The organism is bacterium, assembly GCA_014360495.1.
Classification (GTDB): Bacteria; Armatimonadota; JACIXR01; order JACIXR01; family JACIXR01; genus JACIXR01.
Genome location: JACIXR010000009.1, coordinates 46955 through 68370 on the forward strand (window position 1 = coordinate 46955; position 21416 = coordinate 68370).

At 46.0% G+C, this 21416-nt stretch carries 14 protein-coding genes and 1 tRNA gene; 1 reads left to right on the top strand and 14 read right to left on the bottom strand.

What is annotated here, in order from left to right:
- Window positions 1-363: 363 nt before the first annotated feature.
- The 13 genes from H5T88_08505 to H5T88_08565 form a co-directional block, all read right to left on the bottom strand.
- On the bottom strand, window positions 364-1968 hold the full coding sequence (locus H5T88_08505; GenBank protein ID MBC7330382.1) for a hypothetical protein: 1605 nt from the start codon (window positions 1966-1968) through the stop codon (window positions 364-366).
- Window positions 1969-1994: 26 nt separating this feature from the next.
- Entirely contained in the window at window positions 1995-5666 is a 3672-nt protein-coding gene (locus H5T88_08510; GenBank protein MBC7330383.1) for a hypothetical protein, read from the bottom strand.
- Complete coding sequence (locus tag H5T88_08515; GenBank protein MBC7330384.1) at window positions 5635-6945, bottom strand: hypothetical protein; 1311 nt, start codon at window positions 6943-6945, stop codon at window positions 5635-5637. The genes H5T88_08510 and H5T88_08515 overlap by 32 nt, the downstream gene beginning before the upstream one ends.
- Window positions 6881-7942 (bottom strand): hypothetical protein, encoded by a 1062-nt coding sequence (locus H5T88_08520; GenBank protein MBC7330385.1) that lies wholly within the window; start codon window positions 7940-7942, stop codon window positions 6881-6883. The genes H5T88_08515 and H5T88_08520 overlap by 65 nt, the downstream gene beginning before the upstream one ends.
- 80 nt (window positions 7943-8022) lie before the next feature.
- Window positions 8023-10746, bottom strand: a complete 2724-nt coding sequence (locus H5T88_08525) for a hypothetical protein (GenBank protein MBC7330386.1) — start codon at window positions 10744-10746, stop codon at window positions 8023-8025.
- 31 nt (window positions 10747-10777) lie between these two features.
- Window positions 10778-10948, bottom strand: coding sequence for a hypothetical protein (locus H5T88_08530; protein ID MBC7330387.1), 171 nt, complete (start codon window positions 10946-10948; stop codon window positions 10778-10780).
- Window positions 10949-11017: 69 nt separating this feature from the next.
- Window positions 11018-11170 (bottom strand): hypothetical protein, encoded by a 153-nt coding sequence (locus H5T88_08535; GenBank protein ID MBC7330388.1) that lies wholly within the window; start codon window positions 11168-11170, stop codon window positions 11018-11020.
- A 234-nt stretch (window positions 11171-11404) separates the two neighbouring features.
- On the bottom strand, window positions 11405-12031 hold the full coding sequence (locus H5T88_08540) for a LysE family transporter (protein MBC7330389.1): 627 nt from the start codon (window positions 12029-12031) through the stop codon (window positions 11405-11407).
- Complete coding sequence (locus H5T88_08545) at window positions 12028-12807, bottom strand: TIGR00282 family metallophosphoesterase (protein MBC7330390.1); 780 nt, start codon at window positions 12805-12807, stop codon at window positions 12028-12030. The genes H5T88_08540 and H5T88_08545 overlap by 4 nt, the downstream gene beginning before the upstream one ends.
- The gene (locus tag H5T88_08550; protein ID MBC7330391.1) at window positions 12804-16220 is read right to left on the bottom strand and encodes a DNA polymerase III subunit alpha; all 3417 of its coding nucleotides are present in this window, start codon (window positions 16218-16220) and stop codon (window positions 12804-12806) included. Before H5T88_08550 ends, H5T88_08545 begins: the two co-directional genes overlap by 4 nt.
- 52 nt (window positions 16221-16272) lie before the next feature.
- On the bottom strand, window positions 16273-17079 hold the full coding sequence (locus H5T88_08555) for an ABC transporter permease (protein MBC7330392.1): 807 nt from the start codon (window positions 17077-17079) through the stop codon (window positions 16273-16275).
- Entirely contained in the window at window positions 17076-17888 is an 813-nt protein-coding gene (locus H5T88_08560; GenBank protein ID MBC7330393.1) for an extracellular solute-binding protein, read from the bottom strand. Before H5T88_08560 ends, H5T88_08555 begins: the two co-directional genes overlap by 4 nt.
- 84 nt (window positions 17889-17972) lie before the next feature.
- Window positions 17973-18059, bottom strand: a tRNA-Leu gene (locus tag H5T88_08565).
- 175 nt (window positions 18060-18234) lie between these two features.
- On the opposite strand from H5T88_08565, the gene H5T88_08570 reads away from it, so the two are divergent.
- Entirely contained in the window at window positions 18235-20157 is a 1923-nt protein-coding gene (locus tag H5T88_08570) for an alkaline phosphatase family protein (GenBank protein MBC7330394.1), read from the top strand.
- Between the two features lie 272 nt (window positions 20158-20429).
- Here H5T88_08570 and H5T88_08575 read toward each other — a convergent pair whose 3' ends face one another.
- The gene (locus H5T88_08575; protein MBC7330395.1) at window positions 20430-21335 is read right to left on the bottom strand and encodes a carbon-nitrogen hydrolase family protein; all 906 of its coding nucleotides are present in this window, start codon (window positions 21333-21335) and stop codon (window positions 20430-20432) included.
- Window positions 21336-21416 lie beyond the last annotated feature (81 nt).

Here is a 21416-nt window from a genome sequence, read left to right on the forward strand (position 1 = left end):
TAATTCTAAAAACGTGTATCATCATATAACATTTGAGACTCCTTAGGAGACTTCCCATATTGCTTGGCTATTAACTATAAAGGAGAATATCCCTTCCTTGGAGTTTTATCTCTTTTTGAGAATCATGTTTATTTGAACGCCAAAAGATTCCTTTGCCGCTTCTGCTTTCTTTATCTATGCCAATTTGAAATAAGGAAGCAAATTGACCAAGCCACAGGCTGATAGCGCTTTGGTGAAGCGGGGTTTTATACCGTTCGCCTTTTTCCAAAGCCTAATCACTTTTTTGAGGGAGTTTTTCTTGGAAAATTCGTTTGCTTTACTGAAAAAGCTTTCGCTATTTTTCTACTGTCCATCGCATGATTTTCATTTCTTTAACACCACAATGTAATCGTGGGTTGTTTCCTTCTCCAACAGAAGCTCTCCTTTTCCCTGCACTTTTCCTTCTTTTATCCACTTTCCTTCATCTAAATCGTAAATCAGCACCTTATAAGTTCCTGTAAGATTTAATTTAATGGAAGCTGTCGCTGGTTGAGGGTCTCGCAAGTAGCAGGGTCTTCCGTCTCCGAAGTCCTTTATGCCTCCCATCGCATTTCTCAAATAGATGAGAACCTGCCTTCCATCCTCACTCATCAAGTAGGCGGATTGGTAGCCATGGGAGGGTTTACATGGGCTTGGAGGGAGTGATATATCGCGGGGAGGCGAATCAATCTTTAGACAAATCCTATAATCGTTCCTTTCCTCGGGGATGAAGTCAAAATCCTGCCCCTTATCCAACATAAACCAAGCCCACTTCATACAAAGTTCCTCTGCATTTTGTTTAGGGATGACCAAACCGATTTCCGGCTTCTTCCTCTTGAGTTTTTTGAAATCTAATTTAGCGAGAACTTCCTTCGCCTTACCGAATTCCATTACCTCTCCTTTCAGCTCTGGCGCCCAGAGGAAAGCTCCACATTCTCCATTCGCTATCGTGAGCCAGATTTGGTCCCTAACACCCCTAACTGCCTGCTCCTCTGAGACTTTCTTCACTCCCGGCTGCCACCTATTTTGGTTTATTCCGCCCTCTCCCGTGAAGCGAGGTTTCCCCACCAATGCAGACCACTTGCTTTTCGTATATATCACCGTTCCATAATCAGCATAGGGAAGACCATCGTTGTAAGGATGATAGGAAAAAAGGTCTATCTTTGTTTCCCGCCAAGCGAGGGGGGTCTGGAAGTCGGAAGAGAGTGGGTCGGCGAGAACAAGTCTCCGGGGGTCTAACTCCTTTATGAAATCAACCATTTCGTTTATCCAAGCTACGGGAGGGTTGACCATTTCATTTTCAAGTTCATAGCAGAATATTTGGGATTCTGAAGCGAGTTGAGGGATGAGCTTGCGGAGGTAATCCTTTTGGCAAGCGATGGCATCGGGGTCGGTATATTTATCCTTCGCCAGTCTCTTTTCAACGAGGAATCGCTTTCTGTATTCGGGAAGAACGCTCAAATCCTTTCCCTCATATTTGGGGAGGACTATCTTCTCTAGTATTTCCCTGTTGACATAGGGAGGTTTATCAAAGTCCTCAAATAGAACGACATCAAAGTAGATGCCCAATGGCTTGGCGAGGGCGAAGAGATGTTTGACAGCCTTTAGCTGAACCTCGTCAACATCGCCGACGATGTCCATATTGCGGAGCATCAATCTGAGGGCGGTAACCCCAGAGCGATGGCAGAACTCAAGCCAATTCCTCACAATCTTCTCTGTTTCCTCTGACCAAGGGTAGCCTTCCTTGTAGGGGTTTGGACCACAAGGGAAGAGGTCGTAGCCTTGCAATGTTTCTTCTCCTTCCTTGACAACAGCTGGCCAATTAGCGTAGAAGCCTCCCAAGGGGAAGAAGGGACGTCCATCGGAAAATGCGAGATAGCCGGAGGGAAGCAGGATTATTGAAGGTGTTTCCTTCGCCATTCCCAAGAAGGAAGAGGATGCGATGAACAACGGAAGAAATATTTTAAAAGGAGAATTCATTTTCCCTTTGCCTCCTCATAATGGGATTTTATCTCATCAGGGGAGAGGGCATAAGGGTAAAGACGCACCTCGTCCAGATATCCATTGAAGAAATAAACCTTGTCTGGGATTTCATAGCGTCCCAAATAGAGAGGAGATGAGGAGGGGCGAGGTTGTCCCTCGGCGTTTTGGCTCGCAACCTCGTTGCCATCTACATATAACCTGAACTTAACGCCATCATAAGTGGCACAGAGGTGGAGCCAGCGATTGAGAGGTGGGCGGTATTGAGAATCGAAGTCGCCCACACCAGCTATGCTGAATCTTATTTGCCCTCCCAGAATCTGGAGGAAGTATCCATGTTCCCTCCAAATCCCATATCCAACCAAAATCGGCATCCCCTCTGTGGAGAGAACCTTCGTCCAGAGCTCAATCGTCAGTTCAAATTGAGGATTGAGCTCTTCCCTATGGGGATACATTACCCAGTTATCGCCATTGAGATAAATTGAGCGACCGATTCCCTCTTTGGCGAAGACGGGCGGAGAATAGGAAAAGCCCTCGCCACCCGGTTCTGCTTTTAGTGTTCCCTCAAAAGATGCGGAGAAGATGGGTGTTGTAGGAAAGGGAAGGGGAATAAGGGAAACCGTCAAGGAAGGCTCGCTTAGCTTTCCATTTGGAGCAATCGCCCTTACCCTATATTGAACTGATTCACCTGGCTTTTCCTTTAACCTTATAACATTTTGAGAGAAGTAGTTAGGTGGGGAAATCTCCTTGGCTAATTTGAACTCGTTCCCCTCAAGTTTCTCCAACCTATAGCCGATTACATCCGCCCCAGCTTTATCCCAGACCAGCTTAATTCCGCCCGGCAAAGCTTCCCCTCTGAACCCCTTTGGAGAAGATGGAGGAGGGAATTGGGCAATTTTCACGGTTAGTTCGCTCGCTTTTTTGCTTTTCCTTCCCGCTCTATCAATGCTGAATATCCTATAGCGATAAGTTAGCCCTTCTTTGATATCACAATCCTCAAACCAATTATCCCGCACCTTAGAGAGCAGATTCTCCTTCTCTCCATCAAAACGATATATTAAATAGCAATCTATGCCAGCATCATCTTGACCTTCATCCCAGCTGAGCTGAACGCTGTAAATCCCTTTCTTCGCTTTAAGATTAGAGGGAGGCGAGGGAGGGAATTTATCAATCGGTTCCTTGAATTCCTCTCTCACAAAAGGCGTCCAGATAGTTAAGGCGAATGGACGCGCGGCTCCCTCCTTTGGGTATGTGAATCTCGTTTTTGCTTGCTTTATCTCCAGATAAAATAAGAGAACATCTCCTCCATTAACGACGGGAAGTTCTATTTTATATGTATTTTTCAATTTTTCCTTCAATATCTCGCTCTTCCACTCCTTTTCGCTAAGGAGTTTATAGAAAAGCGTTATCTCTACCGGCTCATCGCTTATCAATATCAGGGGAAGGGAGAGTTTTTCTTTTTCCCCGATTGTTGAGGGGAGAGATGGCAGGATAGGCTTAATTTTCTCCGGCTTTAGATGGGGAAGGGGAATCTCTTTCCCCAAAATATTTTCTATTTTCCGCTTTTTCTCCCTGAAATCCCAGAAAGCCTTTGCGTTAATCGTGGCGAGGACGCCGAGCTCGCCTCTGGAAGCAATATTTTCACCATAAATTTTCATAGCCTGGGCGAAGGTTGAGATGGGAAGAACGGAAAGGGCTTCCTCGGCTAAAAGTTTTGCCGTTGATGGGTCTCCCTTTATTCTTGATTCCTCCATTTTCCCTAAAATTGTGTTGAGGGCAAGCATAGCCCTTGCTGTTTTATGATAGAGAATCGCCCACTCGGCTGTTTTGATGTAATAATCCAATCTTTCTGCCTCATTCTCCCTGTCCATTTTTTTCAATCTCTGCTTCAAATTGGACAATCTCTCACTTAACTCCTTCACTTTCCCCACTTTCTCCTCCTCGCCGGCGCTCCAGCTGAAGCCTCCACATTCCGCTTGCCCAGCCCCACCTATCCAGCGATATCCCAGCTCTTGCAGGTTTCTCAAGATATCCGCTAATTCCTTCCCCTCATTTCCTCCCACTAAAAGAGAGGCATAGCGGTCATAAAATCCCCTGAAGCTGAGATTTGGATGCCAAGGAAATTGGCTGAAGAATGAACAGGTTTCTTCTATTCCCCTTGTTCGCCAATGAATGGCGAGGATTCCCTGACAGCCTTTCTTCAAGGCATCTCGCATAAGCTTCTCATATCGCAAATTCCAAGGTTGAGGAAACCATTGGTCCCCATCGAATTCAAACCAGGGAATAGGCCATCTTTCCCTTTGAGGTGAAAGCTTTCCATATGCGGAAGCGACATCATCCGTTGGATTGATGTTGTCAAGGGCGGAGAAGATTATATCCTTTGGCAGAATCTCGTCCATACCGGGGTAGAAATCGCTGAAATGGAGCCATTTATCGCCTCCCCAACCGCTGACAATCAACCTCACTTGGGGAGCGATATTTTTAAGGAAACGATGAGCAAGAAGGGAATACAAGGTCATCCTTGTTGCTTCAGCGATTCTTCTTGGGTCGTTGAGATAAGAGAAATGCTTTTCCCATCGCCTATAATATGCTCCAAGAGGGGAGCGAATAGGTGGAGGTTCGCAGCCGTTTAAACCCATGCCCTCAGGTTCCCAAATCCAGACATAATCCAAAAAAGGATAGGTTTTGAGGAGGTTTTCAATTCTCACCTTCAATCTTTCCTGCTCAATGGGATTGGTTGGGTCGCCGGAAACCTCAAAGCCGAGACAGACCTTTATCCCCTTTGATTTGGCATATTTCAAGGCTTCTTTGAGAAGCTCCTGCGCCCTTTTAATTCCTTCTTCCCTGCTTTTGTAATTCAAGGATGGCTCAGCCCCGAAGAATTCATCTGAGAAGTAGGCGTCCGTGCCGAAGGCGAACTCGCTTGTTTTCATCGGATGGGTTCCCCAATTCGGCTGAGCGGTGCTTGCTAATGGCTCCCCTCCGATGAGCTTTCCCTCAAAGGGATAGGCACAGAAAGGTTCAAAATCGTAGGAATGGAAGCCGAGGAAGTTGAGCTTCTGCTTTGCTAGCTGGTCTATGTAGAATTTGTAGTCTTCAATGTTCCAAGCGGTGGGACTATCAAAGAAGTTGAACCAGGGAAGGGTCCCCCTTATTGCAAAAGCGGGCTTATAAATCTTGTCAAGATTGGGGATGGTGAGGGGCTTCTTGGGAGGGAGGAAATCGCCGGCAAGGTTAAAGAGGACGCCATAACCATCCTCTAGCAGGGTATAGACAGCATAGAGAACAGCCACAGGTGATTTGCCCGCGAGCAGACAAATCGTTTTCCTGCCATCCTTTATCGTCTTCAGGATGAAGCCATCTTGGGGGAGATTTGAGAGGGGTAAGCGGTTCTTATGAAGATATACTGACAGGAGCCTGTTATTTTGGGGAGTGCCAAGGAGAAAGATCTGCGAGAAGCGGTCGGAGGTAGCTTCTTTGATAATGGGGATATTTTCGCCCGATAGGAGATAGAGATATCTCTTGAGCTCTTTACTTGCCAATTTCTCCAGCGGGGAGGCTTTTTCTCCCTCAACGATGGCGAATTGGCTTGCTTTAGCGAAGAGGGGAATGGCAAGCAGTAATGTGATTAAAATGCTAATTCTTGGTATTGAAGCCGATTTGCACATCGCCCTTGCTCTCGTTTATGATTTTCTCTCCTCCTCTTAGGCGGTTTGCGAAGATAATCGCTGTTTCCACCTTCTCGCCTAGATAAATCTGATTTTTACCACCATCCATAAAATCGCAGGCAATTATCGTGATATTTCCGCTGAGAGCCTTGATAGCTGGGGCGTTTTTATCCTGTTGCGCCCAGCCTATGAAGTGGCAGGAGTTGAAGGTGACCTGACCCTTGCCCTCTACTATCGCGTGGTTATCGGTTGTCTCTATTCCCCAGAACCCACAGTTGGTGAACTTCACAGGACCGGTATTTGTTGGCTTTATAATCACTCCCGCCATAAATTGACCGTTGAGGAAAGAGATTCCCGCGTGGGCTTGGCAATCCTCCACCAAAACCGCGGTCGGTCCTATATCGGAGCCACATTGGGTCAAAACTACATTGGGGGCGCCGTCCTTTGTGTGGATGAAGTGGAAACCGACTTTGAAGGAGATGGCGAAGCAATTTACCATATATTCCCAATCCGTTCTTCCGATGATGAAAGCCTCCCCGTTTTCCCTTGAGAACTTGTTCAATCTTCCCGTGGCGAAGGGCCAGAAATGAACATCCTCCACCCTGCCGATATCAAAGCACTTATCTATGAAGAGACCCTTTAGGAAAGCCTGACCATAAAGACCCTTTATGTAATGCCTTCCGCAGGGGAAGGTGCCGAAATCAACTGCTTGATAGGAGTTAACGAGGAGGACATCCACTATTGAACAGTTGTCGCCTCGCCCCTGAATCGTCCAAGGGAAGGGGATGGGGTTTTCCCCATCCTGCTCAGGATAGTAAATTACCAAACCCTTGATGGTAGAATTTCTCTGGAGAGTTATGAAAGGCGTTCCCTCGGTGCTACCCTTCCCCTCAACGGCGAGGAGGGTTGAGCCGAAGCCCAAAGAGGTGGTTGGTGGTGCTTTCGCAACCCCTTCAAGGGTAACATTGGGAGGGATGACGAGATGGGATTTTATTAAGTAATCTCCTGGGGGAACGAAAACGATTCCTCCCTTTTTACCTGCTTCATCCAAAGCCTTTTGGAAAGCCTGAGTATCGTCGGTTTTCCCATCTCCTTTAGCTCCGAAATCACGCACATTTAATTTTCCATTACCGTTCATAGATTTCACCTCCTGTGAGAAACAAAGGCTCGCTAAAGAAAGGAAGACGAGAAACAGTAGAAGTTTATTCATCATCTTATGAATATTGCCCATATTTCCGAACAAGCTCCATAACTCTCTTATACTGTTCAAAAGAGACATTGTTCGGCACGGAATGGTCGGAATGGTAGATGTATCCTCCTCCTACCTTCGCCACTTCAAATTTCCGCCTAATCTCCTCCTCTATCACCCTTGGGTCATCAGCCGCCATTGCCCTCACATCTATACCGCCCATAAATGCTATCCTATCCCCGTATTTCTTCTTCAATTCTATTAAATCCATTCCCGCTTTGACCTCCAAAGGTTGAAGGCAGTCAATCCCTTCTTCAATGAAAAACTCTATCAAAGGAGCGACATTTCCACAGGAATGAAGTAAAACTGGCATATTTCTCTTGTGGAAGAAATCACAGAGCTCCTTAAATACTGGATGAAGCTGTTCCTTGAAATGGCGAGGTGAGAAGAGAGGACCATTGCGATATCCGAGGTCACAGAAAAGAAAAGCTCCATCAAACACATAACCCTTATTCATCATTATCTCGCACATATCCATCGCCAACTTGGCATCAGTCCAATACATATCTATAACCCATTCGGGGTCATCTATTATAAGCATCAATAGCTGAGGGGAATAGATGTAAGATTGGAGTTTATCGTAACCTACCGCCGCATTGTAGGTTATAAATCTTCCCTTTTCCCTGTGATATTTATAACCAGCTTCCAATCCATTCCAATCGACCCTATCCTCAGAAGGAACGAGCCTCTCCTTTATCCTAAGCCAATCCTCCTTCGTCTTTACCGCCCAATCTATTATCTCCGGCGTTGAAGTATAATCACGCCAATTCTTCCTCACGCTTCCAAATGAATCTCTCACTATGATATATTCATCTGTTTCCTCCAGAACCTCAACGGGCAGGCGAGGGGAAGTATCGGCCCCAAATCCTGCCATCTCATAACCGAAATAGTCTTCCACGCTTACATCAGCTGGCATTCCCTCCTTTCTCCATCTCTCTATCGTTGCCCCCCAAGGACTATCATGGATTGGAACCCTGTCTGGCTCCTTGTGTTGAAGAGCGAGCATTATCCTTTCACGACCAGTCATAAATAAGCACCTCCAATTTTTAGAAATTTTTGTTTTTAAAATTTAAAGAAATCCCCTATAAAGTGCAATAGATAAATTTTTCAATGTAAGCGTTCCAACTTCCCCTCTCTATAAAGCCAAAGGCTTTTCCCTTCCTTCAGAAATGATATACCTCCAGGATATTCTTTTCCCTCCACTTTCAGAACTATCCCTGCCTCAATGTTTCTTCCCTTCGCGTAGAATCCATAGGGGGCAATGACGAGCTCGGGAGAAAGGGGATAGGGTTCGGGGTCGGTATTGGCGATTATCTCTATTTTGGGAAATTTCACCTTCATAACCCCGCAGCCATTTCTGCTACTTGCGGGGCGAAGAATCTCAAAGCCTTTCAAAGGTTCAGCGAAGTAGAGTGAGGCGACTTTCTTTTGCAACAGGCTTAGCCAATGTAGCCAATTGAACCTACTCTCGTCGTCCAAGCCAGAAGGCCATATCGCGTAGCTCAACCCATAACCCAGAAGAAGTGTCCAGGTCAGTGTCTCGTTGTTGGTGACGAACTGTCCCAAATCGTGATGATAAAAGCCGACTTTATCATGGGCGAGGAAGATAGCTAAGGGATAGAAATGCCAGGCATCGGGAGGGTATCGCTCGCGATAAAGGGTAACCCAAGCGGGACGCCACCATTCGTTTGGGAGTAGGAACCATGTTATCCCGCAAAATAGGGTTTCCTCGTTCATCACGCCATCCCAACCTCCTTCAGTCGCCAGGGGCACTATCTTACTTGTTTCCTTTATTATGTTTTTCCAGCCTTGGGTGTAAGCATAGGGGGTTGGTGAGGCGGGGTTGATGTCGTATATCCAGTTCCTTGCCCCGATTTGGTCTTGGAACAATATATCGCTGGGGTATTCCTTGGTGAACTGTTCCCTAATCCTTCTCTCCGCCTCCCTAACGGCGGGATGCCAGGGACAGATAGCCCATCCCCAATTGTTTCCGTAGACCTCCTTGATTTTCTCACCCTTCAAATCCCTTGCCAAGGGGGCATCGCCTTCTCTCAAGAAAGTGGGACCCTTGGGGTCATCGCACCACCACGTTGGATTGGTATACGGCATAACCAAATGACCTAGCTTATGGAGGGTATCGTAGAACTTGCGGAATTCCTCAGGTGAGCCCTTGCGAGGATTGGGAGGAAGGTGGTCGGGATATTGTTTGTCAAATCCACCGTGAAGATAATCTGCGAAGTGGACGAGGGAGGGGACGGGAAGTTTCACCGCTTTTTCTATCTGTTCCAGAAACGTTCCTCCCTCATATTTAACCAAGACGCTATTTTTCAGTTTCTCGAAAAGGGCAGGTGATAATTTTTCCTTTAATTTCTTCTTCAAACCATTGATTTTGCCGTACTCCTCCAAGGCAGATAATAAAGGGACGCCGATGCTCAGCTTTACTGAAGGGGACTTCCAAAGGTCTCCAGCCTTCACATAGGTTCTCCATTCCCTACGCAAGAAGCAATTCTCGTCCTCCCTGCCCACATCCATGCTCACGGGAACGAAGATTTTCTGGTCTTGAATTCCATAGATTGCGATTGAACCATCGGGAGTTTCCAGATAGAGGAAATCGGAGAAGGCGGGTGGATACTCGGTATGCCAAAAGCCTCCTATCTGGGGAACGAGCTCAGAATAGAAAGAATAACCGCCAGTTTCCCACCAAATTCCTCCCTTTTCCAGATATGCCCTTATCAAACTCAATATCTCCCTCCATGCCCCCTTCTCACCGGTGGGAATGAATTCACCATAGGGATTGAGTATAAGAGGATATTCTTCGGGTTTACTTAAAGCATCTTTCAATTCGTCAATCGTAGATATTTTCTTCAGTTGGAAAGAGGGAAGGAGGGCTGGGAGCTTATTCTCCCATTGAGGAACGAGGATTTCGCTGAATGCACCGCCCAACGGTCCCCCAGAGATGTCCAAGATAGCAATTGCCTTTGCTTTTGAGTTATCCTTCAAAAGATGTAAAACGGTTCTTTGGAAAAGGAGGAAGATGACATCCTCGTCTTCCCTCCTCGCCCATCCGCCGATTCGGAAAAGCAAACCAGCGCCGATTTTATATCCCGCAAGGAGAGCGCCGTTGGGGGAATCAACGAGCTTTATTATCTCTTTTTTCCCTTCGGGCGGTCTATTGACAATCATAGTATGACCCTTTATCTTTTCTTCTACATCCTCGCCCAACCATTCCTTCCCTAAATCAGTCAAACTTATGGGGACAGGGCTATCATGAACGGGACGCATCATGCATCCCTCACCTACAAGCGTTCGCAATCCCTCATCCCCGATTAGCTGGGGCGCAAGTCCCATCTCACCTGTGAAGAACTTCTCATTGAAAACCAAGCCAAGCCCCTCGGGAATATAAACATCTATCTTATCGGGTGGCGGGAAATTGAGGATAGGCGAGCGGAGGGTAAGGATGGTTTTGTTTTTTGGATGAAGAGAAAAAGATATAATGATGCCTTTCCCTTCTCCCTTGACCTCTGCCTCAACATCGGCATCGGGATGCTTGTAGGAGAGTGTGATAGAATTGTTTTTCTCTTGCCACAATATATCCTTGGGGTCAACATCAACTGATGAAAGCGTTGTTCCGTCAAGGAATTCTATTTGCCAAAGGGGGGTGTTTTCCCTTAGTGGAAGGATTTCCTTTTTTGTTTTCCTATTTAGGAGCGAAATAAAGGAGCCATTGTGGGAGAGAGAAAGGATGTAGGTCTCACCGTGAAGCGGGGTTGTTGCTCCTCCAGAGGTGAGGGAGAAGAGAATTGCCGAGCTTATGAAAATAATCTTCCACATTGTAAGATTAAACACCTCTTTCTTGAATAAATTACCCGAAGCGTAGAATAGACCTCCTCATCACGGCGAATAGGATGCTCTCCATTAAGCCAAGCTTTGAGGGAGGTATCCAAACCATTGAGCATTCCCTCCAAGCGGGGTCCAGGGCGTTTACCCCTTTTAGGGCAAGCCGTCTTCTTTTCGTCCCTGATTTCATTTTCACATCTATTATTTTAATGGAAAGGGGTAAATTTGTATATTAGTTGTATGATTCCATAACATTTGAGACTCCTTAGGAGATTTCCCTAGCGCTCCTGCTTGATAATCTCGGGAAACCGTAAGAGAAGCCAAATCTTGAGACAATATCTATACCGCAAATGAGGAAAATCTTTACGCTATTGAGGAAAATCGCGATGAAGTCAATCTGGACTAAATTCCGGGGCATTTGGGGTAAAAATTGCCACTTTTCAGCCTTTTCTCTCCTATTTCTGGGTTTTTAGGTCTTCTTGAGAGAGGTCGGAGCGCTGCAGGGTTATAACCTGAGTCTATGTATATCTACCTCCATCTGTAGACTGTGTTTCTTGAAACGCCAAAGCTTTCTTTGCCGCTTTTACTCCCTTTATCTATTAGTATTTTCCCGCCAATTAACTACTGTGAGACGAAGGTCAATAAGGGCTTATTATCTTAACCAAGCAGTTCCGCTGGCGAAGAAGTAAGCTCCGATGAAGATGAGGACAATTCCTCCCACTTGAGTGATGATTCTCTCATATCTCTCCAGCTTCTTCTTTCCACCAACAGTGATGGCTCCAACGAATAGATACCAAACGAAGTCCGCCAAGATATGTCCTATGAAGAACGCAGCTACTCCCAGGATTCCTTTTTTTACCCCCATCAAGAGAAAGTTCAGCCCAATCGCAAACCACCAGAGATACCAGTATGGATTGGACAAGGTGGCTATTCCGCCCAAAATGAAGGAGTTTCCCGTCTTTTCGTTTCCCTCTCTTTCTGTTTCCTCGCCCCTCCACATCCCATAGCCAAGATAACCGAGCGCTATCCCGCCTATTATTCCTATCACTGAGACAATCAAATTGTTTTGAGATATCATCTTCGCAGTGAAAAGAAGTATCGTTAGCATAATTAGCTCCAAAACCCCATGAGCTGCAACCACTATGAAGGGTGTTTTTATCCCCTCCCTGAGGGATTTAGTGATTGTGACGACAAGAAGGGGACCGGGGCTAGCTGCCCCAACGAAGGCAACAGTGAAGGAGAGGATGAAGATGGTGTAAAGGGAAGGGGTGTTGCTCATTGGGAGATTATTACTTTGTCCCTCCTTACGGAAAGCGCTTTACCGGTTTGGGGGTCTATTTCCAAATAAAGAGAGCAGACCATTGCTGGTCCTTCAGCTACCTCGAATTTCCTCGGCGTCGTATAAAGAAATCGCTCAAGTACCTGTTCCTTCTTAACTCCTATTATTGAATCAATCGGTCCCGTCATCCCGATATCAGTGATGAAAGCGGTGCCGTTGGGGAGTATTCGCTCATCGGCTGTGGGAATGTGGGTATGAGTTCCTATGACAGCTGAGACCTTGCCATCCAGGAAAACCCCTAATGCTCCCTTCTCCGAAGTCGCTTCAGCGTGGAAATCCACTATTATTATCGGCGTCTCTTTTCTCATTTCCTCTATAATCCTTTCCCCCACCTCAAAGGGGGAATCAATAGGTTCCATAAATATCCTCCCCATTAAATTTATAACACCTATCTTATATCCCCCTTTAGTGGTGAAGATGCCCGCCCCCCTTCCCGCTACCCCTTTAGGATAATTTGCGGGTCTAAGGATGCGGGGGTCGCTTTCTATTATCTCGATTCCTTCCTTCTTGCTCCAGGCGTGATTGCCGAGCGTAAGGCAATCTATCCCCATTGAGAAGAGTTCTTCAGCGACATTCCTCGTTAAGCCAAAGCCGCCAGCTGCATTCTCAGCGTTGACAAGCATAAAATCCACATCTTCCTTCATCTGGTTGATATAAGCCTTCAATGCCTTCCTTCCACTCCTCCCCACCACCTCCCCTAAATGAACGATTTTTATTGCACCCATATACTATCCTTCCCCAAAAGAGAGGAAATCTCGTCCATAAGCCTTGTTGAAGGTTTCACTTTCAACTCATCCCCAAGTGTGTAAATCTCTTCTCCGTTATTTGTGCGAATGTGAACGATGACCTTCGTATTCCCCTTATGGTATAAAATAAGATTTCTCAATAACTGAAGGTTTGTGTCATTTAGGTGTTTTTTCTCAATCCTTATGTGGAAAGTAGCGTCGGGTGGGAGTAGCAAGGGTTCGCCCTTGGAGGAAAGGGGGATTATCTCCTCAGCCCATACTTCGTTCTCTTCCTCATCGCCTTTCACCTCAGAGTGGACCTTCCCTCTTATAACGAGGATTGCCTCCTTGTGGAGAAAACGAGAGAAATCTTTATATATATAGGGAAAGACCCTTACGGGGATGCTTCCATAAGTATCCTCTAATGTTATGGTCGCCATTTTTTCTCCGTTCTTCGTATCAATGTGTTTAGCTTTCACCACTATTCCCGCCACGCAGACCTTTTCCTCAGAATGCATTTCCTCAATCTTAATTGAGGGGGTTGGACGATATTTTGCCAAAGTGTCGGCTATTTGAGCTAGGGGATGTCCGCTTAGGTATATACCTAAGAGTTCCTTTTCCATAGCAAGAATTTTCTCTACGGGATACTCATCAACCGAGGGTAGTTCTATGCTGATTGGGGGAATCTCTTCCTCTTGAAAGAGGAGGCTTTGACTTTCGTTCTCTTCAGCTTCCAGAACTGATAATATGTTGGGAAGTCCTTCAACAAGTTGCTGACGCTTATAGCCGAGGCTATCAAAGGCACCTGCCTTAAAGAGAGCTTCCAAAACCGGGCGAGAGAGCTTCGCCCCTTTCATTCTCATACAGAAATCTTCTATAGAGCGGAATTCACCTGCCTTCTCCCTTTCCTTTACTATCTCTGCTACCTGTCCTTTCGCTACCCCTTTTATAGCAGTCAGGGGGACTCTTATGCTATTGCCTTCAACTGAGAAATATAGTTGGCTTTTGTTGATATCTGGTGGAAGAAGCTTTATGTTAAGGGTACGACATTCCTCAGCGAAGAAGGCAAGTTTATCCCTGTTCTCCATATGGCTTGTAAGCAAGGCGGACATATATTCAAGAGGATAATGAGCCTTTAGATACGCGGTTTGGTAAGCGAGAAGAGCGTAAACAGCGGAGTGGGATTTGTTAAAGCCATAGGCAGCGAAGTGAGCCATCTGAGTATAGATTTCCTCTGCAACCTTCAAATCCACTCCGTTATTCTGCGCTCCTTTGAGGAAATCATCCCTCATCTTTTCCATTACATCAGCTTTCTTCTTGCTCATCGCCCTCATTAGCGTTTCACCTTGAGACAAGGTGAAACCGGCGAGGCGGGCGGCTATCTGCATAACCTGCTCTTGAAAGACAAGCAACCCTCTCGTCTCTTCTAGGATATCCCTAAGAGCGGGATGGAGATAGCTTCCCTTCTTTTCTTTCCTCTTAACGAATTCCTCCACCATTCCAGATCTTATTGGTCCGGGGCGATAAAGAGCGATTAAGGTTATCAAGTCTTCATACCGAGATGGCTTGGCTTGCCTCAAGAGGTTCTGCATCCCTGCGCTCTCCAATTGAAATACGCCAACAGTGTTCCCTTTTGATAGCAAATCAAATGTCTGCTCATCGTCTAATGGGATGTCCTTAAGGTCTATTTTCTCTCCTCTTAATTCCCTAACTAAGGAGATGCAATTTTCCACGACCGTCAGAGTGCGTAAGCCGAGCAAATCCATCTTCAAAAGCCCCACTTTTTCAAGGGCGTCTTTATCATATTGGGTTGTCAACCCAAATCCTTCTGTTGAGCGTTGGAGGGGAACGAGCTCCTCCAGAGGTTCTGGAGCTATGACAACACCAGCTGCATGGGTGCCAGCGTGGCGTGCTAACCCTTCAAGGGAAGTTGCTATCTTCAGAAGCTGACGCGTTTTCTCATCGTTTTCGTATAACTCCGCAAGCTCCGGGCTCTTCGCAATTGCTTCCTCAATACTCATCCCCTGAGGTATTAGCTTAGCTATTCTATCTACTTGAGAAAGAGGGACCTCTAAGGCTCTCCCCACATCCCTTACCGCTGCGCGCGCAGCCATAGTGCCAAATGTTATTATTTGTGCCACTTTATCTTTTCCATATTTATTTATAACATACCTTATAACTTCCTCCCTTCGCACATCGCAGAAATCCAAATCTATATCGGGCATACTCACCCTATCAGGATTGAGGAACCTCTCAAAAAGAAGCCCATATTTCAAAGGGTCCAATTGAGTGATTTCCAGGACATAGGCAACCATACTTCCTGCTGCTGAACCCCTCCCCGGTCCAATTGGAATGCCCTTCTCCCGTGCCGCCTTCACGATGTCCCATACTATAAGAAAATAGCCAGCGTATCCCTTCTCAATTATGATTGATAGCTCATATTTAAGGCGTTCCTTCGCTTCCTTGGGACGAGTCGGGTAGCGTTTGGGAAAATTATCCCAGCAGAGTTTTTCCAGATAGGATTCCAAGGTGTAACCCTCGGGGACTGGAAAATAGGGAAGATGTGGTTTCTCCAATTCCAACTCCAGATTACATTTCGCTGCTATCTCCAGGGTGTTTTCTATAGCTCCAGGAACCTCGGGGAAGAGATTAAACATCTCCAAGGGGGTTTTGAAGTAGAATTCAGGCGTGCTAAAGCCGAGCTTTTTCGGCTTGCTGATGGTGCTTCCCGTGCCTATGCAGAGGAGGATATCGTGGATTTTCGCATCGCTCTTGCGAAGATAATGGACATCGTTCGTCGCTACTAAGGGAATGGAGAGCTTCTTCCCCAATTCTATCAAAGCTTCCTTGACCTTTTTCTCCTCAGGTAGTCCGTGGTCTTGGAGCTCAAAATAAAAGTTCCTTTCCCCGAAAATCTCCCTCAGCTCGAGGGCTGTTCTTTCTGCACCTTCAATGTCATCATTTAATATCTTGCGAGGGACTTCACCCACGAGGCAACTCGTAAGAGCGATAAGCCCTTCGCTATATTTTGCGAGGATTTCCTTGTCAACCCTTGGCTTATAATAAAATCCTTCCGTGTTAGCGAATGAAACGAGCTTAATAAGGTTCTTATAACCCTGGTAATTCTTCGCCAAGAGAACGATGTGTGTGAAGGAGGCATCTATTTGCCCTTCCTTATCGGTCGCCTTGCGAGGAGCGACATACATCTCGCAGCCAATTATTGGCTTTATTCCATTCTCTTTACATTTAAGATAAAAGGGAATCGCTCCATAAAGAACGCCGTGGTCAGTGAGGGCAAGGGCGGGCATACCGAGCTGGGAAGCGTATTCCACCAACTCGTCTATCCTGCACATCCCGTCCAAAAGGCTGTATTCCGAATGGGTATGGAGATGAACGAACTGCATAGCTCCTCCTTTATAAGATTATAAAGAAGAGCTTGAGGAAAGCAAGGGGTTACTATCGCAAATAAAGTTTTCCACCCAAGAGCTTGAAGAGAAGAAGAGTGGAGAACGCTATGAAGACGAGAATCAATGTAGCTGCAAGGGCTATTTCTATCCTCCCTATGCTCAGATTCATAAAAATCGCTATCGGGAGAACCTCGGTCTTTAAGGGGGTGGCACCAGCTACGATGATTATAGGGGCGAACTCTCCCATCGCTCTTGCCCAAGTCATTATTAATCCCGCTATTATGCCATTTCTTGCCAGAGGGAGAGTAACCTTCCAGAAGGCGAGGGGTCTGGAGCAGCCTAAGGAACGGGCGACATCTTCATAGCGAGGGTCAACATCGTCAAATGCCGCCTTACACGCCCTCACCGCGAAAGCGGCTGCGATTGTGAACTGGGCAAGGACTATTCCATAGACTGTGTGGACGAAGCGAATCCCCAACCCTTCAATCCATCTGCCAAAGGGTGTGCCAAAGAAAACGAGGATGCTTATGCCAGCTACCAGGGGAGGAAGGACTATCGGCATATCCAAGATGGTATCCCAAAGGGTGGGGAAAGGAAACCTATAGCGGGATAGGGCATAGGCGGAAGGGATAGCTATGATAGCGGACAAGAAGGTGGTTGTAAGGGAGGTTATAAGGCTTAATTTGATGGCGAAAAGCATTTCCGCCGAACGGAAGGCTCTCCAAAGGTCTCCAGGCTTGGGGTAAAGGGCATCGGCGACGAGGAGGGCTAAAATGAAGGCGAGATAAAGAAAGAGAAGAGAAGAAGTGGAGGTCTGAAAGAAGAGTTCCTTTTTAGCGGCGGGAGAGGCTTTCATTTCTCTTTCTTTTCGTTGTTGTTCACAGTAGCGAAGCCGTGCTTAGCGAAAATCTTCTTCCCTTTAGGTGAAAGAACGAAGTTAAGGAAATTCTCTGCCTCATCAATGTGCTTGCTGAATTTGAGGATTCCAAGCGGTATCGGCGAATCAATTCTATACTTTGGGTCTATGGGGATGATATCAATGGAGTCTCTAATTCTATGAGCTGTTGCGTTCCAGATAATGGTCGCATCTAATTGCTTTAATTTGATGGAATTGCCAAGCTCCGGTTCCTGCATAGCCAAATATGCTGTCTTCTTCCAAATCTTATCCGCTAACCCATTCTGCTTAAGCACCTTCTCTGCCCTCTTGAATATCTCGTCGGATATATGTCCAATCGCGCAGGCATCCTTGTTGCCCAAGCCAACTTTTATATCTTCCCTAAGGAAATCCAAAATAGACTTCACGCCTTTAGGATTACCTTTCTGAACGGCTATCACGGGAATGAATAAGGCTACGACTTTCCATCTATGGATGAAGCCTTTATCAATTGCTTGGTCCATATACCACTGCTCACCCGGCATATAAAGGTCTCCCTCCTGCGCGAAGGTAATTTGGGAAAGAAGGCAGGGGGAGCCCGAGAATGTATATTCTATTTTAATGTTGTATCTTTTCTCAAACTCCTTACCTATCTCAAGCATAGGTGGGCTTATAGCTGCTCCACAGTAGACGAAAAGCTTTGTTCCCTTCTTCCTTTGAGCAAGGAAAGGATGCATTAGGAGAAGGAGAGGGATTAAAAAAACCAGGAAAATCGCTCTTCTTCTTATCATTACAGTAAAGAGATTTTAAAGTTTTTTTGTGTCAAAAAAGTGAATTTAGTTTGTCAAAATGAAGTTAATAAAAGTTGAGGGTTTTGGTGCGGAGGGCGGGATTTGAACCCGCACGGACGAAAAGTCCACTGGATCCTGAGTCCAGCGCGTCTTCCGTTCCGCCACCTCCGCAGAGCCATAAATAATTATAATAATAAAGCAAAGATTGTAAAATGACGATGTTCTAGGGAGGCTTCCCGAGAGGGAAGCCTCACAATGATAAAAAGAGATTCATTCTTTTTATCGCTTGACTTTTCTTCGTTGGTGTTTTAAAAGAAATTAGCTTTAATTTAGGAGGTGTTTGATAATGCCAAAAGTAGTTGTTATAGGTTTTGATGCCCCCATAACGAAATCCCTTCTCAAGCTTATGGATGAAGGTGTGCTACCCAATCTTGACGCCCTGAGAAAACGGGGAGTGTGGATGCAAAATTGTCTCGTTCCCCATCCCACAATCACACCTCCCAACTGGACAACAATCGCCACCGGCGCTTACCCAGGAACTCACCAGATAACCTGTTTCCATATTCCCAAGGAAGACGGTTATCCCGGTTCACCGCAAACCTGTATGCAGGCTTTCCGCTCGATTGATGTCAAGGCTGAGACGATTTGGGAGGCGGGAGAAAGAATCGGCAAAAAGGCAATCGTCCTCAATTACCCTACCACTTGGCCTCCCCGAATGAAGGACGGTATCCAAATCGGAGGTTTTGGTCTTCATGTAACGGATTGGAGAATGAAGGAAGATGGGGAGGGATTAACTGGGTGGAGATGGCTTATAAATCTCGCCGACCATCAATGCGCCGCAAGTGAGGATTTGCCCCTCGCCGATAAAATCACCCCCCTACCTGCAAAAGGATGGAAAAATCTCCCCGATGGCGAATTCCTTGAGGCGGAGATTGAGGTCGGCAAATACAACAACCTCTTCCCCGTGAAACCGATAAAGCTGTTTCTTTTGATTGATACAAAAGGGGGCATTGTGAGGGGCTATCTTGATAAAAGCGAGAGTGAGCCTGTTTTTGAAGTTAAGAGAGGGGAGTGGAGCAAGAGGGCGAAGTTAACTTTCCAAACGGAAAAGGGCGAAAGGGATGCTTATTTCAAGGTAAAGTTGATGGAGCTATCGCAAGATGGAGGAGCGATCAGGCTCTATTTCACTACATTTTGTTCTGTTGAAGGGGCTTGTTATCCTCCCGAAATAGCGAAGGAGATAGAGGGTAAAATTGATGAAGGGCTGCCTTTGAGGGCGATGGAAGACGCGGTAACTTTGGGCTGGATTGATTACGAGACCTATGGGGAGATTTTGGATATGGAGAATAAGTGGCTCGGCGAGGTAGCAAATTATCTAATGAAAAATAAAGAATGGGATATCTTTTATATGCATGCCCATGCTCCCGACCATACTTACCATTTAATCCTCAACAACCTTGACCATTCGCCAGATTCCCAATTGAAAAATAGATTAGCTAAATTGGAGAGGAACTTTTATATATCCCTTGATAGAATGGTTGGAAGGATTAGGGAGGGAGCAGGGGAGGACGCTATAATCGCCATCGTCTCCGACCATGGCGCCTGCCCGACCCATCCGCAATACAAGGCTTTGAGCATTAACAGGATTCTCGCAAATAAGGGACTTTTGAAATTCAAGGAAGATGGAAGCATAGATTGGGATAATACCCTCGCTTTTGAAGACCGCTCGGTTTACATATGGGTAAATCTTAAAAGCAGGTTTCCCTTTGGAATAGTTGAGGAGAAAGATTACGAAGAGGTGAGGGAGAAGATTATTGAGGCGCTGTTTTCCTACAGGGACCCGGGCACGGGAAGATGTCCCTTTGCGTTCGTCCTACGCAAGGAGGAGGCAATTCTTTTGGGCTTGAGAGGCGAGAGGGTAGGAGATATAGTTTTTGGGACTTATCCTGAGGCGCCAGGCGAGCACGGTCGCCATATCACTTCAGGGGAGTATTCAATAGGTTCTATGAAAGGGACATTGATGCTTTGTGGACCAGGGATAAAGAAAGGGGTCGTTTTGGAGAGGCAAGTGAACATAGCTGACCTCGTCCCCACGCTTTGCTATATCACTGGTTTGCCTGTACCCAAGCAATGTGAGGGAGCGGTTATTTATCAAGCATTGGAGGATGAAAACCTCCCTTGGAGGGAATATCAGAAGCTGGAGGAAAAATATAAGAAGTTGGAGGAAACGATAAGGGTTATGCGTTCTCTTACCCATTCATATGAATGAATTTTGTTAAGGGAGGAAAGCGTCATTTCTCAGATTGCGGGGCTTCTGCACTGCAGAAGCCCCGCAATCTCTCATTTGTGGTGTCAAGAAAGGAGATTGCTTCGTCGCTTTGCTTCTTGCATCTATGGGTATAGGTTTTTAGGAGCTAATCACAATTAATCCATTTATATTTCTTTCTCTCCTTGCGGGAGGCTCGCAATCTAATATGCTCTATCACTCGCCATGACAAAAAGAGATTTCTTCGTCGTTCCATTCTATGGAGAGCCCCGCGATCACAGCGAAGTTCTATTCTCAATCTGCTTTTTCTCCGCCCTGTTAATATATTCCTTATATGGCACAAGAGAGAATTCGTTAATTAACTCTTCCATCTTGATTGCATCCGAAAGAGGTTCAATTGTGAAGAGGGCTTCATCCCCGAATGTCTCAATCCTGACTTTATCTCCGTATTTCCTCCTTATCTTCCTCGGCTTATCTTCCTGAAAATCCCAGTGGAATACGCCAGTATCCAATTCAATGTCCTGCCACACCCAATGGAAGAATCTATCCGTCTTAACGAGCCATCTACCCACCTTATCTATTATCCCCGACTTTAGCTCCCAAGTTGAAGCGACGATGTAGACATTGTTTAGAAGGGCGATGGAGTTTAAAATTCTTCCCGCTGGATAGGCGGAGGAGAAGATAATCATCTTAGCCCCTTTATCAGCGAGCTTCTTCCAATAGAGATGCCAATTTGCGTCAAAGCAAATCTGGAATCCGATTTTCCCGAACTCTGTCTCTATCGGTTCCTGTTCCTCGGCGCCTGGGCAGACACCATCCTCCATCTCTGGCTCGGTTGGATGGATTTTATCGTATTTCCCCACGATTTCTCCCTTTCTATTGAACAAGAAGCAGGTATTGAATACATTTCCCTCTCTTCTATCATAGATTGAACCCCCGATGTAAACTTGATGCTTTTTGGCAAGCTCGCTGAGGAATGCTTTTACTTTCTCTATATCCTGAACATCTCTCGCTTTGACGGGAACGCCGATATAGGGGAAGACCTCGGGCAGAGCGACGATATCGGGTTTGATATCCTTTATGCTTTCCATTAAATCCTCAACATATTTTAAATTTTCCTCCACCCTGCTTGCTCTCCTATACTCAAGCGCCATAGATATAGTCGCAACCTTAATCCTCATAATCCTTGACCTCCTTTCGTATAATTTATCTTGACAAATTGAAGTGTAAAAAATATAGTATATAAAAAGTTAGAGGTCAAG